14 protein-coding genes are annotated in these 15,036 nt (G+C 70.6%); 5 read left to right on the top strand and 9 right to left on the bottom strand.

Annotation, left to right across the window (positions count from 1 at the left end; genetic code table 11):
• Nucleotides 1-5: 5 nt before the first annotated feature.
• The 6 genes from AC3ET4_RS07215 to AC3ET4_RS07240 form a co-directional block, all read right to left on the bottom strand.
• A complete protein-coding gene (locus tag AC3ET4_RS07215) occupies nt 6-737 on the bottom strand; it encodes a TerD family protein (RefSeq protein ID WP_431947126.1) in 732 nt (243 codons plus the stop codon).
• An 81-nt stretch (nt 738-818) separates the two neighbouring features.
• Nucleotides 819-1,961, bottom strand: coding sequence for a DUF475 domain-containing protein (locus AC3ET4_RS07220; RefSeq protein WP_431947128.1), 1,143 nt, complete (start codon nt 1,959-1,961; stop codon nt 819-821).
• Nucleotides 1,962-1,977: 16 nt separating this feature from the next.
• Nucleotides 1,978-2,553, bottom strand: a complete 576-nt coding sequence (locus AC3ET4_RS07225) for a TerD family protein (protein ID WP_431947130.1) — start codon at nt 2,551-2,553, stop codon at nt 1,978-1,980.
• 63 nt (nt 2,554-2,616) lie between these two features.
• Entirely contained in the window at nt 2,617-3,192 is a 576-nt protein-coding gene (locus AC3ET4_RS07230) for a TerD family protein (protein ID WP_431947224.1), read from the bottom strand.
• Between the two features lie 84 nt (nt 3,193-3,276).
• Nucleotides 3,277-3,735: a peroxiredoxin gene (locus AC3ET4_RS07235; protein WP_431947132.1), complete on the bottom strand. Its 459-nt coding sequence runs from the start codon at nt 3,733-3,735 to the stop codon at nt 3,277-3,279.
• Nucleotides 3,736-3,914: 179 nt separating this feature from the next.
• On the bottom strand, nt 3,915-4,355 hold the full coding sequence (locus tag AC3ET4_RS07240) for a DUF3052 domain-containing protein (protein ID WP_026250565.1): 441 nt from the start codon (nt 4,353-4,355) through the stop codon (nt 3,915-3,917).
• A 408-nt stretch (nt 4,356-4,763) separates the two neighbouring features.
• Between AC3ET4_RS07240 and aceE the strand changes: the two genes are divergently transcribed.
• On the top strand, nt 4,764-7,508 hold the full coding sequence (gene aceE / locus AC3ET4_RS07245; protein WP_431947134.1) for a pyruvate dehydrogenase (acetyl-transferring), homodimeric type: 2,745 nt from the start codon (nt 4,764-4,766) through the stop codon (nt 7,506-7,508).
• Nucleotides 7,509-8,120: 612 nt separating this feature from the next.
• Here the strand turns inward: aceE and AC3ET4_RS07250 are convergent.
• Nucleotides 8,121-9,722, bottom strand: a complete 1,602-nt coding sequence (locus tag AC3ET4_RS07250) for an MFS transporter (protein ID WP_431947136.1) — start codon at nt 9,720-9,722, stop codon at nt 8,121-8,123.
• A gap of 106 nt (nt 9,723-9,828) precedes the next feature.
• Here AC3ET4_RS07250 and AC3ET4_RS07255 point away from each other — a divergent pair, with 106 nt between their 5' ends.
• The 3 genes from AC3ET4_RS07255 to AC3ET4_RS07265 are packed head-to-tail and all read left to right on the top strand — an operon-like array spanning nt 9,829 to nt 12,606.
• A complete protein-coding gene (locus AC3ET4_RS07255) occupies nt 9,829-10,512 on the top strand; it encodes a TetR/AcrR family transcriptional regulator (protein ID WP_431947138.1) in 684 nt (227 codons plus the stop codon).
• A gap of 54 nt (nt 10,513-10,566) precedes the next feature.
• The gene (locus AC3ET4_RS07260) at nt 10,567-11,763 is read left to right on the top strand and encodes an alpha/beta hydrolase (RefSeq protein ID WP_431947140.1); all 1,197 of its coding nucleotides are present in this window, start codon (nt 10,567-10,569) and stop codon (nt 11,761-11,763) included.
• Between the two features lie 54 nt (nt 11,764-11,817).
• The gene (locus tag AC3ET4_RS07265; protein ID WP_431947142.1) at nt 11,818-12,606 is read left to right on the top strand and encodes a DUF4429 domain-containing protein; all 789 of its coding nucleotides are present in this window, start codon (nt 11,818-11,820) and stop codon (nt 12,604-12,606) included.
• On the opposite strand, the gene AC3ET4_RS07270 is transcribed toward AC3ET4_RS07265, so the two are convergent.
• Together AC3ET4_RS07270 and AC3ET4_RS07275 are read right to left on the bottom strand one after the other, a co-directional pair.
• Nucleotides 12,567-13,586 carry an aldo/keto reductase gene (locus tag AC3ET4_RS07270; RefSeq protein ID WP_431947144.1) on the bottom strand — a complete coding sequence of 340 codons (1,020 nt, stop codon included), beginning with the start codon at nt 13,584-13,586 and terminating at the stop codon, nt 12,567-12,569. The two genes, AC3ET4_RS07265 and AC3ET4_RS07270, sit on opposite strands and share 40 nt — an antisense overlap.
• A gap of 5 nt (nt 13,587-13,591) precedes the next feature.
• Nucleotides 13,592-14,053: a MerR family transcriptional regulator gene (locus AC3ET4_RS07275; RefSeq protein WP_431947146.1), complete on the bottom strand. Its 462-nt coding sequence runs from the start codon at nt 14,051-14,053 to the stop codon at nt 13,592-13,594.
• 61 nt (nt 14,054-14,114) lie between these two features.
• Between AC3ET4_RS07275 and AC3ET4_RS07280 the strand changes: the two genes are divergently transcribed.
• The gene (locus AC3ET4_RS07280) at nt 14,115-14,933 is read left to right on the top strand and encodes a serine hydrolase domain-containing protein (protein ID WP_431947148.1); all 819 of its coding nucleotides are present in this window, start codon (nt 14,115-14,117) and stop codon (nt 14,931-14,933) included.
• Nucleotides 14,934-15,036: the final 103 nt, after the last annotated feature.

The following is a 15,036-nucleotide window of genomic DNA, read 5'->3' on the forward strand; positions in this document are numbered from 1 at the left end:
GCTCCTCAGGCCTTGGTCTTGTAGCCGCGGCCCCACTGCAGGCCCCAGCCGTAGAGCCGGTCGATCTCGGCCTGGAAGCCGTAGACGTACTTCACCTCGCGGCGCACGGTCAGGTCGCCCTTCTTGTTCTCGATGAGCACCACGGCACAGGAGCGGGCCTGCGGCTCGCGCTCGTCGAGCAGGATCTCGATCCGCGGGCCGGAACTGGGGAAGATCTCCACCTTGGCGTGGGTCCGATCAAAGGCGGGCGTGCCGTCGTAGATGTAGACGAAGACGAGCATGCGCTTGAACTCGTCGTGCTTGTCGAGGTTGATGTAGAGCGTCTCGCCGGATGAGCCGCCGAAGCGGTCGTCCCCGGTCATCTGGATGTACGGCGGGGCGTCGAGGTCGCCGAGGAAGCCGCCGAGCGGCTGGACGACCCCCTTGGTGCCGTCGGCGAGCTCGTACATGCACGCCAGGTCGAGGTCGACGTTGACCATGGCGGGGCCGGCGGCCTGCACCGGCTCGGGCCTGAAGAACTGTGTCTGGCGGCTGAGCCAGGAGCCTCTGCGCTGGTTCCAGCCGCCGGTGTCGGAGGTGCGCATCTGCCAGGACAGGTTGATGCGCAGATTGCCGGCGGCCGCGCCCTGCTTGGACAGGGAGACGGCCTGGTGCCGCCTGGTGAGCTCGATGGTGTGCGCGTTCGCCACGTCGAACTGCGCGTTGAAGCCGCCGCTCGGCCGCAGGAAGTTCCACATGTCCGTCCGTCCCCTGCACGCGGGCCGCCCCCCGCCGGGTGGGCGGGGGGCGGCGTACCGGTTGTCCTGACGAGACAGGGCTCAGACCCCGCTCGTCACCTCCGCTTTGTCGTCCCGCTGCTCGGAGCTTTCCCCGAGACGGCGGTTTCGCACCACCGAGGACCAGTAGGAGGCGCCGATCAGGACGACGCCGACGAGGCCGGTGATGACCTCGTTGATCTCGAACTTGATGGTGACCAGGAGGATGACCGCCAGCGCGCCGATCGCGTAGTGCGCGCCGTGCTCCAGGTAGACGTAGTCGTCCAGGGTGCCCTTGCGGACCAGGAAGACGGTGAGCGACCGGATGTACATCGCACCGATGCCCAGGCCGAGGGCGATGATGAAGATGTCGTTGGAGATCGCGAACGCGCCGATGACGCCGTCGAAGGAGAACGACGCGTCGATGACCTCGAGGTAGAGGAAGAGGAAGAACGCCGCCTTGCCCGCCAGGCCGACGGCCGAGGATCCGCTGCCTGCCGGCTTGCCGCCCGCGCTCAGCTCGTCGAGTTCCTCGTCGGCCTCCTCCGACTCGTCCTCCAGCCGGTCCTCGAAGTAGCTCGAGATACCGCCGACGATGAGGTAGGTCAGGAGGCCGCCGATGCCGGCGAGCAGCACCGTGGAGGACTTGTCGCCACCGCCGTGCGAGACGTCGGTGGCCAGGGTGGTGGCGGTGATCAGCAGGGCGACGAGGGCGACGACCACGGAGAGCGTGTCGAGCTTGCCGAGCTTGGCCAGCGGCTTCTCCAGCCAGGCGAGCCACTTGTGCTCACGCTCCTCGAAGATGAAGTCGAGGAAGATCATCAGCAGGAACATCCCGCCGAAGGCGGCGATCGACGGGTGCGCGGAGGTGACGAGGTGCTCGTACTTCTCCTTGTCGTTGATCGCCAGGTTGACGGCCTCGATGGGCCCGAGTTTCGCCGTGATCGACACGATGATGATCGGGAAGACGAGGCGCATGCCGAAGACGGCGATCAGAATGCCGACGGTGAGGAAGATCTTCTGCCAGAAGGCGTTCATCTTCCGCAGGATGCCCGCGTTGATCACCGCGTTGTCGAAGGAGAGCGAGATCTCCAGCACCGACAGGATGGCCACGAGGGCAAACCCCTTGGCACCCCACAGGAAACCGGCGAGGGCCAGGCCGGCGGCGGTGACGCCGAACGACCACCCGAAAGTTCGGAGGAGCACTGGATATCCAATCCCTTTACGAAACGTTGACCCCAAAGTCTAGGGCGATGCCCCGGAGCCCTGATGCATACCCCTGGCCAACGGCTCGGAACTTCCATTCACCGCCGTAACGGTACAACTCCCCGAAGATCATCGCCGTTTCGCCGGAGGCGTCCTCGGAGAGGTCGTAGCGCGCCAGCTCGCTCTGGTCGGCCTGGTTGACCACCCGGATGAAAGCGTTGCTGACCTGCCCGAAGGTCTGGCCGCGGACATCGGCGTCGTGGATCGACACCGGGAACACGATCTTGTCGACCCGCTCGGGCACGGCGGTCAGGTCCACCAGCAGGACCTCGTCGTCGCCATCGCCGTCACCGGTCAGGTTGTCGCCGGTGTGCTCGACCGAGCCCTCCGGGCTCTTGAGGTTGTTGTAGAAGACGAAGTACTCGTCGCCGAGCACCCGGCCCGAGGCGCACAGCAGCGCGCTGGCGTCCAGGTCGAAGGGCGCTCCGGTGGTGGAGCGCGCGTCCCAGCCGAGACCGATCAGCACGTTGGTCAGGTTGGGTGCGGCCTTGGTGAGAGAGACGTTGCCCCCCTTGGCGAGCGTCACGCCCATGCTGTACTCCTCCTCCGCGGGGGCTCGCGGCCCGCAGGACGCGGACCGCGAGGCCCCGGCGAATCAGACGTTGACGCCGAAGTCCTGCGCGATGCCGCGCAGGCCGGACGCATAACCCTGGCCGATGGCCCGGAACTTCCACTCGGCACCGTGGCGGTACAGCTCCCCGAAGACCATCGCCGTCTCGGTCGAGGCGTCCTCCGTGAGGTCGTACCGGGCGAGCTCCCTGCCGTCGGCCTGGTTGACCACCCGGATGAACGCGTTGCGGACCTGGCCGAACGACTGCTGACGGGTCTCGGCGTCGTAGATCGACACCGGGAAGACGATCTTGGCGACCTCGGTCGGCACCCCTGCCAGGTCCACCTTGATCTGCTCGTCGTCGCCCTCGCCCTCACCCGTGATGTTGTCACCGGTGTGCTCCACGGAGCCGTCGGGGCTCCTGAGGTTGTTGAAGAAGACGAAGTGCTGGTCGGAGAGGACCTTGCCCTCGGCGCCCGTGAGCAGGGCGCTGGCGTCGAGGTCGAAGTCCACGCCCGTGGTGGTGCGGGCGTCCCACCCGAGGCCGACGACGACGGCCGTGAGGTTGGGGGCCTCCTTCGTCAGCGATACGTTGCCACCCTTGCTGAGGCTGACTCCCACGAGTCCTCCCATGTCGTCGCGTTCTGCTTGTCTCGAGGTCGTATCAGGATCAACGCCCCGAGGCTAGTACCCGGTTCCCCGCGACTACAGGGCTTCGAGCGCCTTGAGGTACTCGTTCAGGTCACGGGCGTCCGGCAGTCCGTTGACGACGGTCCAGCGGACCACGCCCTTCTCGTCGATGACGAAGGTGCCGCGCAGCGCGCAGCCCTTGTCCTCGGCGAAGACCCCGTAGGCGCGGGAGACCTCGCCGTGCGGCCAGAAGTCGGACAGCAGCGGGAAGTCCAGGCCCTCCTGGTCGGAGAAGACCCGCTGGGTGTGCATCGAGTCGGTGGAGACGGCGAGCAGCTGGACCTCGTCGTTCTGGAAGGCCGGCAGTTCGTCGCGGAGCGCGCCCAACTCGTCCGTGCAGACCCCGGTGAAGGCGAAGGGGTAGAAGAGCAGCACGACCTTCTTGGCACCCTCGAAGTCGGAAAGCCGCACGGTCCGGCCGTGCTGGTCCCGCAGTTCGAAGTCCGGGGCCTGGTCGCCGACGGCGAGCGCCATGGGGGACACACCTCTCTTGTGGACGGTGACGGAGCCCGCGCCCGGGCCCTGCCGCCAGTCTCGCACCGCGGCCCCCGCCGGGGCGCCGCGGCCCACGCCCAACGCATCGCGGTCCCGGCAAACGCACCGCGCCCCCGCGACGCTCGGTCACGGGGGCGCGGTGCGGCCTGCGGCGCTGCTCAGCGCTTGCCGGCTTTCGCCGTCTTGGGGGTCACCAGTCGACTGGCGGTCCAGTCCTTGGAGACGTTGACACTGCTGGTCTGGGCCAGGCCCGCGGTCTGCGCGGCCTCCCCGATGTCACTCGGCTCGACGTGCCCGTCACGGCCGGTCTTCGGGGTCATGAGCCAGATCTGGGCGCCCTCGTCGATGGCGGACGTGGCGTCGACCAGGGCGTCGGTCAGATCGCCGTCATCATCACGGAACCACAGGATGACGCCGTCGGCGACGTCGTCGTACTCCTCGTCCGCGAGCTCTTCGCCCGTGATCCCCTCAATACCCTCGCGGAGCTCATGGTCGACGTCGTCGTCGTAGCCGAGCTCCTGGACCACCTGTCCGGGCTCAAAACCAAGCCGGCTCGCCGGGTTGGTTTGCTCCTCCGCGTGGCCCGCGGTCGCGCTCACGCTCTGCCTCCTGTCATGGGGGTCGTCTTCCCGCTCCAGTGCGGGGTTATGGGCGGTAGTCCACACGGGCGCGGCGGATCGCGCAAGTACCCAGCCGCCCATCCCGCCCAAACGTTGACGTGTCACCGCAACCCGAACCGTGAGGGGTGACGTAGCTCACTCCACTATGCCAGGATTTCTACCCAATCGGCGCTGCGGTCGGTCGTACGTCCGACTGGGCGTAGAGTTGCCGTTTGGTCGAACGGCCACCGGACAGCCACGCGCGAGCCTCAAGAGGGTCTGCAAGAGGGGGGTCTGTCTCACTTAGTGGTGGTTACCACTCGGTAGAGATGACGTATCCCGAACGCGCGGTACACGATGGAGGCGGCGCGACCCAGCAGAGCAAGACCCTAGAAGCGAAGGAATAGCGTGGCTTCCGGATCAGATCGCAACCCGATCATCATTGGCGGCCTTCCCAGCCAGGTCCCGGATTTCGATCCCGAGGAGACGGCGGAATGGCTCGACTCGCTTGACGCCGCCATCGACGAGCGCGGACGTGAGCGCGCCCGCTACCTCATGCTCCGCCTGATCGAGCGGGCCCGCGAGCGGCGGGTCGCTGTGCCCGAGATGCGCAGCACGGATTACGTCAACACCATCGCGACCAAGGACGAGCCGTTCTTCCCCGGCAACGAGGACGTCGAGCGGCGCATCCTGAACGCGACCCGCTGGAACGCGGCGGTCATGGTGTCCCGGGCCCAGCGGCCGGGGATCGGCGTCGGCGGGCACATCGCCACCTTCGCTTCCTCCGCCTCCCTGTACGACGTGGGCTTCAACCACTTCTTCCGGGGCAAGGACGACGGCAAGGGAGGGGACCAGATCTTCTTCCAGGGTCACGCCTCCCCCGGCGTGTACGCCCGCGCCTTCCTGCTGGACCGGCTCTCCGAGACCCAGCTCGACGCCTTCCGCCAGGAGAGGTCCAAGGCGCCGTACGGCCTGTCGAGCTACCCGCACCCGCGTCTCATGCCGGACTTCTGGGAGTTCCCGACCGTCTCCATGGGCCTCGGCCCGCTGGGCGCGATCTACCAGGCCCGGATGAACCGCTACCTGCAGGCGCGCGGCATCGCCGACACCGAGCAGTCGCACGTGTGGGCGTTCCTCGGCGACGGCGAGATGGACGAGCCCGAGTCGCTCGGCCAGCTCTCTCTGGCCGCCCGCGAGGGCCTGGACAACCTCACGTTCGTCGTCAACTGCAACCTGCAGCGGCTCGACGGCCCGGTGCGCGGCAACGGCAAGATCATCCAGGAGCTGGAGTCGCAGTTCCGCGGCGCCGGCTGGAACGTCATCAAGCTGATCTGGGACCGCTCCTGGGACCCGCTGCTCGCCCAGGACCGCGACGGCGTGCTGGTGAACAAGCTCAACACCACGCCCGACGGCCAGTTCCAGACCTACGCCACCGAGACCGGCGCCTACATCCGCCGGCACTTCTTCGGTGACGACCACCGGCTGCGCGCGATGGTCGAGAACCTCACCGACGACCAGATCCTGCACCTGGGCCGCGGCGGCCACGACCACCGCAAGATCTACGCGGCGTACAAGGCGGCCCGTGAGCACAAGGGCCAGCCCACCGTGATCCTGGCCCAGACCGTCAAGGGCTGGACGCTCGGCCCGAACTTCGAGGGCCGCAACGCGACCCACCAGATGAAGAAGCTGACGGTCGAGGACCTCAAGCGCTTCCGCGACCGGCTGCACCTGCCGATCTCCGACAAGGAGCTCGAGTCCGGCGCCCCGCCGTACTACCACCCGGGCCGGAACTCCGAGGAGATCCAGTACATGCACGACCGGCGCAAGGGCCTGGGCGGTTACGTCCCGACCCGCGTCGTGCGCGCGAAGCCGCTGGCGCTGCCGGACGACAAGGCCTACGCGGCGACCCGCAAGGGCTCCGGCCAGCAGACGATCGCCACCACCATGGCCTTCGTCCGGCTGCTGAAGGACCTCATGCGGGACAAGGAGATCGGCAAGCGCTTCGTGCCGATCGCCCCGGACGAGTACCGCACCTTCGGCATGGACTCGCTCTTCCCGTCGGCCAAGATCTACAACCCGCTGGGCCAGACGTACGAGTCGGTCGACCGCGAGCTGCTGCTGGCCTACAAGGAGTCCCCCACCGGCCAGATGCTGCACGACGGCATCTCCGAGGCGGGCTGCACCGCCTCGCTGATCGCCGCCGGGTCCTCCTACGCCACCCACGGCGAGCCGCTGATCCCGGTCTACGTCTTCTACTCGATGTTCGGCTTCCAGCGCACCGGCGACCAGTTCTGGCAGATGTCCGACCAGCTGGCGCGCGGTTTCGTGCTGGGCGCCACGGCGGGCCGCACCACCCTCACCGGTGAGGGCCTGCAGCACGCCGACGGCCACTCGCACCTGCTGGCCTCGACCAACCCGGCCGTCGTCGCCTACGACCCGGCGTTCGGCTTCGAGCTCGCCCACATCGTCAAGGACGGCCTGCGCCGCATGTACGGCCAGCCCGCCCCCGGCGAGGACCCGAACGTCTTCTACTACCTCACCGTCTACAACGAGCCGATCGTCCAGCCGGCCGAGCCGCAGAACGTGGACGTCGAGGGCATCCTGAAGGGCCTGTACAAGTACCGGTCCGCCGAGGCGGGCGCGATCCCGGCGCAGATCCTGGCGTCCGGCGTCGCGGTGCCGTGGGCGCTGGAGGCGCAGAGGATCCTCGCCGAGGAGTGGAACGTCCGGGCCGACGTGTGGTCCGCGACCTCCTGGAACGAGCTGCGGCGTGACGCCGTGGAGGCCGAGGAGCACAACCTGCTCCACCCGGAGGAGGAGCAGCGCGTCCCGTACGTGACGCGGAAGCTCAGTGGCTCCGAGGGCCCCTTCGTGGCCGTGTCGGACTGGATGCGGGCCGTCCCGGACCAGATCTCCCGCTGGGTGCCCGGCACGTGGCAGTCGCTCGGCGCCGACGGCTTCGGCTTCGCCGACACCCGTGGCGCGGCGCGCCGGTTCTTCCACATCGACGCCCAGTCGGTGGTCCTCGGCGTGCTCACCGAGCTCGCCAGGGAAGGGAAGATCGACCGCTCGGTGCTGAAGCAGGCGATCGACCGCTACAAGCTGCTCGACGTCGCGGCCGCCGACCCCGGCGCCGCGGGCGGCGACGCGTAAGGCCGTCGCCCCACCCGGGGCCCCCGTCGCGACCACGCGGCGGGGGCCTCGGTCGTTCCCGGCTCCCCGCGGGCCCGGTCACCGGCCGGCCATCCGGAAGGCGCGGACCGTGTGCCGTGGCTCCGGGACCCCTGTGCCGGACGGGAACGTCGTGAAGTCGCCCTGGGGTGGCGCTGCCGGCGCTCCGGCGGGTCGTCACCGGCCCGCCGGACCGGTGGGCCGGCGACTTCGCGGACGTCCCCGGCGGCAGCGGCGCACGGGGTTCCGATGTCTGTGTCCGCGCGTTCGTGGACGAGACGTGCCCCGCGGAAGCCGCCTCCGGCCCATGGGCGCGGCTCGCCCGGATCGCGGCGAGTGGCGGGACCGCCCGCCGCGGCGGCCGGGGCGGCCCGGCAGCGAGCGCCGGAGTGGCCGGGGCTGCCCGGGCCGCGGCTGCCGCGGTCAGCACAAGGCCCAGGACGGTCAGTGCTGCCAGGGCGGTCAGTGCTGCCGGTACTGCGCCGTGCATGTGGATCACTCCCCCGTGGTGGCCGTGCTTCCACGGTGAACGGCGAGGCCCGGGGCCGCCAAGGGCCCCGGGCCTCGTTCACCCGGATAGGGGGTTCTCCGGCGTCAGATGTGCACGCCGCCGCCCGCGGCGTCCGCGTTGACGCCGCGCTTGGTCAGGAAGGCGATGGCCGCCGCGAAGGCGGCCACGACGCCGGCGACGGTGAAGGCGAGGCCCATTCCCGAAAGGAAGGTCTCATGGGTGACCTTCGTGACCAGCGCGACGACCTCGGCCGGGGTGTCCTTGGCGACCGGCGGCACACCGACCACGACCGCGTCGGCGGCCTGCGCCGCCTGCTCGCCCTTCAGCGGGGGCAGGCCCGCGGCGGCCCACTTCTCGGGCAGCACACCGTCCACCCGCGAGGCCATGACCGTGCCCAGCACGGCGGTGCCGAGGCTGCCGCCCACCTGCATCGCGGAGCCCTGGAGGCCGCCGGCCACGCCCGACAGCTCCAGCGGGGCGTTGCCGACGATGACGTCGGTGGCGCCGACCATCACGGGGGCCAGGCCGAGGCCCAGCAGTCCGAACCAGAGGGACATGACCGCTGTGCCGGAGTCGGCCTCGAGGCTCGTCATGCCGAACATGGCGACCGCCGTGAACACCATGCCGCCGACCAGCGGCACCCTGGGGCCGAACCTGGTGATCAGCGCGCCTGCGACGGGCGAGCTGACGATCATCATCGCGGTGAGCGGCAGCAGGTGGACGCCGCATTCCACCGCCGACATGCCGTGCACGTTCTGCAGGTAGAAGGTGACGAAGAACAGGCCGCCCAGGAAGGCGAAGGCCATCAGCACCATCAGCGCGGTGCCCGCGGACAGCGGCACCGAGCGGAACATCCGCAGCGGGATCAGCGGCTCGGCGGACTTGTTCTCCCAGAGCGCGAACAGTACGAAGAGCAGCACCGAGCCGACCAGGAAGCCCAGCGTCAGCGGATCGCCCCAGCCCCACTCAGGTGCCTTGATCAGGCCCCACACCAGGCCGAACATCGCGCCGGAGAGCAGCACGATGCCTGGGATGTCGAAGGACCGCGGGGCGTTCTCGGCGCGTACGTCCTTCAGGATGACCAGGCCCATGGCGAGCGCGACCAGGCCCACGGGCACGTTGATGAAGAAGACCGATTCCCAGTTGACGTGCTCGACGAGCAGCCCGCCCGCGATCGGTCCGGCGGCGGTGGAGGCGCCGATGACCATGCCCCAGATGCCGATGGCCATGTTGAGCTTCTCGGCCGGGAAGGTGGCGCGCAGCAGGCCGAGCGCGGCGGGCTGCAGCAGCGCGCCGAAGACGCCCTGCAGGACGCGGAGCGCGATCACCATGCCGACGCCGCTGGACACGCCGATCAGGCCGGAGGTGAGGGCGAAGCCCGCGAGGCCGACGAGGAAGGTCTGGCGGTGGCCGAACCGGTCGCCGAGCTTGCCCGCGGTGATCAGGGAGACCGCCAGGGCCAGCATGTAGCCGGTGGTGATCCACTGGATCTGCTCGCGGGAGGCGCCCAGGTCGGCCTGGATGGCCGGGTTGGCGACGGCGACGATCGTGCCGTCCAGCGCCACCACCATGACGCCGACGGCGACCGAGAACAGGGTCAGCCAGGAGTGACCGCGGAGGGATTTCTTGGAAGGCGCCGGTATCGGTTCCGGGGCCTTGTCGGTGACGACGGAGCCTTGGGTCATGGGCAGGAGAATATGGCAGAGACTGACAAGTGACCAAAGCAGACATGCGCTGGTAACTGACAGGTTGCACGGAAAGTATCGTGGCCCCAACGGAGGTGGACGGCAGATGAAGCACGCGACGTGCGCGGCACCCGTGTGCGGGCTGCGCGAACGCAAGAAGCGGCGCACGCGCGACGCCCTCATACGGGCGGCGATCGAGCTGTTCGTCGTCAAGGGGTACGAGCGCACGACCGTCGACGAGATCGCCGCGGAGGTGGAGGTCTCGCAGCGCACCTTCTTCCGCTATTTCGCGGGCAAGGAGGAGGTCGCGCTCGCACTGGAGGACATCGTCGAGGCGGCCTTCGTCGGCGCGGTGGCCGAGCGCCCGGCCGGCGAGGCCCCCTTCGAGGCGCTGCGCGCGGCGCTGAACGAGTCCTGGCACAGCATCGGCGCCGTCATCGCCGCCGTCGTACCGCTGCCCACGTACATGGCGATGTACCGGGTGATCGAGTCGACGCCGACGCTGCTGTCCGCGCAGATGCGCCACTCGGCGCTCGTCGAGGAGCAGCTGGCCTCGGTCATCGCCGCCCGCGAGGGCCTGGACCCGGCCGACCCGCGGCCGCGGGTGCTGGTGTCGGCCGTAGGCGGGGTCATCCGGGCGGCGCAGCGCCTGTGGGGCAACGGCGACGAGACCACTGTGGAGTCCATCCGCCGGATCACCGAGGAGCATCTCGACCTGCTGGTCCCGGTCCTGGCGCAGCCCTGGGACGAACACCGCGGTCTGTCCGGAATCTCCCTGCTCCAAACGTGACGTGAGTCACTGCGTGCTCCGGGCGGTGTACGGCGTCTCCTAGGGTGTCCCCCAGTGAACCTCGCCGACGAGCGATTCAGCTCCCCCTCCCTGCGCGCCTTCCTGGCCCTTGCCGTGGTCTTCGTGATGCTGGCGACCACCGGCTGGACCGTGCTGCGCCACCACGAGGGCGGCGGGAACGCGCTGTCGGTGGCCACCGCCGCGTGGCGGCACGGCTCGGTGGGCGGGCGTCCGCTCCCCGACCCCCAGGCGGCCCCGGGCGTCATCGCGCGCTTCTTCGGCGCGATCGGACCGGAGTCGGGCAAGCGGCTCGCCGACCGCTACCCGCTCGTCGTGGGCAACCTCGACGGCGCCCCGCTCACGCTGCGCTACCAGGCCAACCGGCGCTCGCTCGTCACGGCCCGCGCCGAGGAGACCGCCCGCTCGCACAGCCCCGAACTGACCGCAGAGGGCCGCCAGGACGCCGCGCAGCGGGCCGACCGCTACGCCTCCCTGCTCGCCGGCGGACGACAGATCCTCGCCTTCGATCCCACCGGCCGCGGCCGGGCCGCCGAGGTCTTCGGCGACCTCGGCGACGCCGAGCGCGTGGCGCTCGTCGTGCCCGGCGTCGACACCGACGTGCTCTCTTTCGAACGTGCGGCCGATCCCACCCGCGCCCCGGTCGGGATGGCGCGTTCCCTGTACTCCGCCGAGCGTGCCGCAGCCCCCCGCACGCGCACGGCGGTCATCGCCTGGGCCGACTACACCACCCCGCAGGGCGTCGGGCTGGACGCCTCCACCGGGGAGCTGGCCGAGCAGGGCGCCGTCCGGCTGGCCGCGCTGGTACGGGCGCTGCCGGCCCGCGGCCACGTCGCGCTGTTCTGCCACTCCTACGGCTCGGTGCTGTGCGGGGTCGCCGCCCCCGAACTGCCGCACGGCCGGGTCTCCGACATCATCGTCCTCGGCAGCCCCGGGATGCGGGTGGACAAGGCGGCCGACCTCGGCACGACCGCCCGGGTGTGGGCGACACGCGACAGCACCGACTGGATCAGCGACGTACCGCACATGGAGTTCGCCGGGCTCGGGCACGGCGCCGACCCCGTCTCCCGATCCTTCGGCGCCCGTGTGGTGACCTCCGATGCCGCCGAGGGGCACGCGGGGTACTTCCGCGCCGGCACCGACAGCCTCGCCAACTTCACCAGCATCGCCCTCGGCCGCTACGCGCACGTCCGGTGCGCCCCCGGCAGCGACTGCACGGCGGACATGGCCTAGTCCGGCCGTGCCCGGCCGGTTCCCGAAACGACGACGCGGCCTACCATGACCCGTATGGGTGACGTATTGGCCGGATCCAACGCCGTATGGGAGTTCGACGCCGATGCGGTGCTCATCCGTTACGAGCGGGGCATGCGCAACTCGAAGCTGTTGCAGACCCTGGCGCGGCGGCGCCTGCCGTACGCGGCCCTGTCGGGCGTGGAGCTCGCCCCGTGGCGGCGGGGCACGGTCGTGCTGCGCGCGCTTCCGCGGCAGGGCGCCGATCCGCTGATGGTGGCCGCGCGGGGCCAGCTCAAGGAGATCTCCGACCCCTACCGTCTGGTGCTGCCCGCCGAGCGGGAGCTGCTGGCCGAGTACTACGCCGAGCAGCTGCTCTCCGCGATCACCGCCGCCGGGGGCGGCGCGGACGCCGGCCCCGCCCCTCGGCACCTGGTGGAGGCGCCCTCGGCGCCCCTGTCGTTCAAGGCCTACGACGGCAAGGCCTCCTTCGACGGCGAGACGGTGTCCTTCCGCTGGTTCTGGACCGGCGCCTCGACCGCCAAGTGGAAGGCAGGTGACCAGCACTTCCCGGTCAGCGAGCTGTCCGGGGTGGACTGGCGCTCCCCCGAGATGCTCGGCGGCCATCTGCGGCTGCTGCCGCGTGACGGCGACGGCCGCGGCGCCGGCAACCCGGACGACGACCCGGCCACCGTGGTCTTCGGTCTGGGCTACGGGCTCGTCCACGAGTCGCTGCCGCTCGCGGCGGCGGTCGTCGCGGCGATCCAGCGGACCGCGCGGACACGGCCCGCCCCGGACCGCGACAGCTACTCGCGCGCCGCCGACGTCGAGGACATGTCCGGGTAGCGGTCACCCGCGACCTGCCCCGCGATCGGCTCCAACCGCCCCAGCTCGCCCTCGTCCAGCACGATCCGCGTCGCCGCCACGTTCTCCCGCACCCGCTCGGCCCTGCGCGTACCCGGAATCGGCACGACGGCCAGCCCGTGCACCCGCGCCCGCTGCTGCACCCACGCCAGGGCGATCTGGGCGGGCGTGGCGCCGTGCGCCGTCGCGATCTCGCGCAGCGGCTCCAGCAGGTCCAGGTTGCGCTTGGCGTTCTCCCCGGAGAAGCGGGGCTGGTACTGCCGGAAGTCGTCCGCGGACAACTGCGAGGCGTCCTGGAAGGAGCCGGTGAGGAACCCGCGGCCCAGCGGGGAGTACGGCACGAGGGCCACGCCCAGGTCGGCGGCGGCACCAGTCAGCGATATCTCCACGTCACGGCTGAACAGCGACCACTCCGACTGCACGGCCGCGACCGGGTGCACGGCGTGGGCCTCGCGCAGTTCGGCCCCGGTCACCTCCGACAGGCCCAGGTGCCTGACCTTCCCCGCCCGCACGAGTTCGGCCATCGCGCCGACGGACTCGGCCAGCGGCACGGCGGGGTCGCGGCGGTGCATGTAGTACAGGTCGATGACGTCCACGCCGAGGCGGCGCAGGCTGCCGTCGACGGCCTGCCGGATGTACTCCGGGTCGTTGCGCACACCCCGGTGATGCGGATCGTCGGCCTTGCGTTCGATGCCGAACTTGGTGGCCAGGGTGATCTCGTCCCGGTGCGCGCGGACGAAGGGCGCGATGAACTCCTCGTTGGCGCCCAGGCCGTATATGTCGGCGGTGTCGAAGAGCGTGACCCCGAGGTCCAGTGCCGCCTCCAGGGTGGCGCGGGCGGGGGCCTCGTCGGTGGGGCCGTAGAACTCGCTCATGCCCATGCAGCCCAGGCCCTGCACACCGACCAGGGGGCCATCCGTACCGAGCGCGACCTTGGCGATCGGTTTGCTGTTGTCGCTCATGCCTTTCATGCCCTCTCCGGCGCCCGACGGGCGTCAGCGTAGGTGTCGATCTTGTGGTCGAGGACCGCGAGGGTGTCCCGCAGCTCGGCGATCCGCCGCCGCACGTCGCGCCGGGTCGACTCCAGGAGCTCCCGGCGGGCGCAGAGGGTCTGGTCCCCCAGCCGCACCAGTTCGGCGTAGCGGACCATGTCCGCGACCGGCATCCCCGTCAGCCGCAGCTTGCCGACGAAGGCCAGCCAGTCGAGGTCCCGGTTGGTGAAGCGGCGCTGCCCGGTGGCCGAGCGGTCGACGTGGGGCATCAGCCCGATGCGCTCGTACCAGCGCAGCGTGTGGGCGCTCAGACCGGTGATGTCCGCCACCTCGCTGATCGTGTAGCGGTCCCTGCCGTCCGGGAGCGGGTGCCGTGCACCCTCGGAGCAGCTGAGCACGCTGCCGGGCTCACTCTTGGCCACCTGCGTCACGGTCATAGCCTCCACGCTAAAACCCTGGAGTGCACTCCAGGCAAGGCCATTCGTTAGGCTCGCGGTCATGCGGAGCCTGAGCAGCCTGAGCGCGATCGAGAACTGGCCTGTCCCGACGGCCGCGGCGGCGGTCGTGCGCCGTGACGGCACGGTCGTCGGGTCGTACGGCGAGACGGGGCGGCGCTTCCGGCTGGCCTCGGTGACCAAGCCGCTGTCCGCCTACGCGGCGCTGGTCGCGGTCGAGGAGGGCGCGATCGAGCTCGACGAGGCGGCCGGCCCCGAGGGCTCGACCGTACGGCATCTGCTCGCCCACGCCTCCGGCCTCGCCTTCGACGAGCACCGGGCCATGGCGGCCCCCGGCACGCGGCGGATCTACTCCAACGCCGGCTTCGACGCGCTGGCCGACCACATCGCCAAGGCCAGCGGGATCCCGTTCGCCGAGTACCTGCGGCAGGCGGTGCTGGAGCCGCTCGGCATGCGGGCCACAGACTGCCCGGGTTCGGCGGCCGCGGGCGCGGTATCCACCGTCGACGACCTGGTCCGCTTCGCCGCGGAGCTGCAGGCGCCGCGACTGCTGGCCCCGCAGACCGTCGCCGCGGCGACCTCCGTCGCCTTCCCCGGCCTGAAGGGCGTGCTGCCCGGCTACGGCGGCCAGAACCCCAATGACTGGGGCCTGGGCTTCGAGATCCGGGGCCGCAAGTCACCGCACTGGACGGGCGCCGCGTCCTCCCCCCGCACCTTCGGCCACTTCGGCCAGTCCGGCACCTTCCTGTGGGTCGACCCCGAAGCCGGCGTCGCCTGTGTCGTCCTGACGGACCGCGACTTCGGCGAGTGGGCCCTGCCGGTGTGGCCGGCGCTCACGGACGCGGTGCTGGCAGAGGTCTGACCGGCGCCGCGGGAGAACGGCCGCCGTGCCGGACCGGCGCGGACCGGGCGGTGACCGTCATAGGGCCCCGGCCGGGTCGGGCCCCGTCAACGGGGCACGGCGC

The organism is Actinacidiphila sp. bgisy167 (assembly GCF_057707665.1).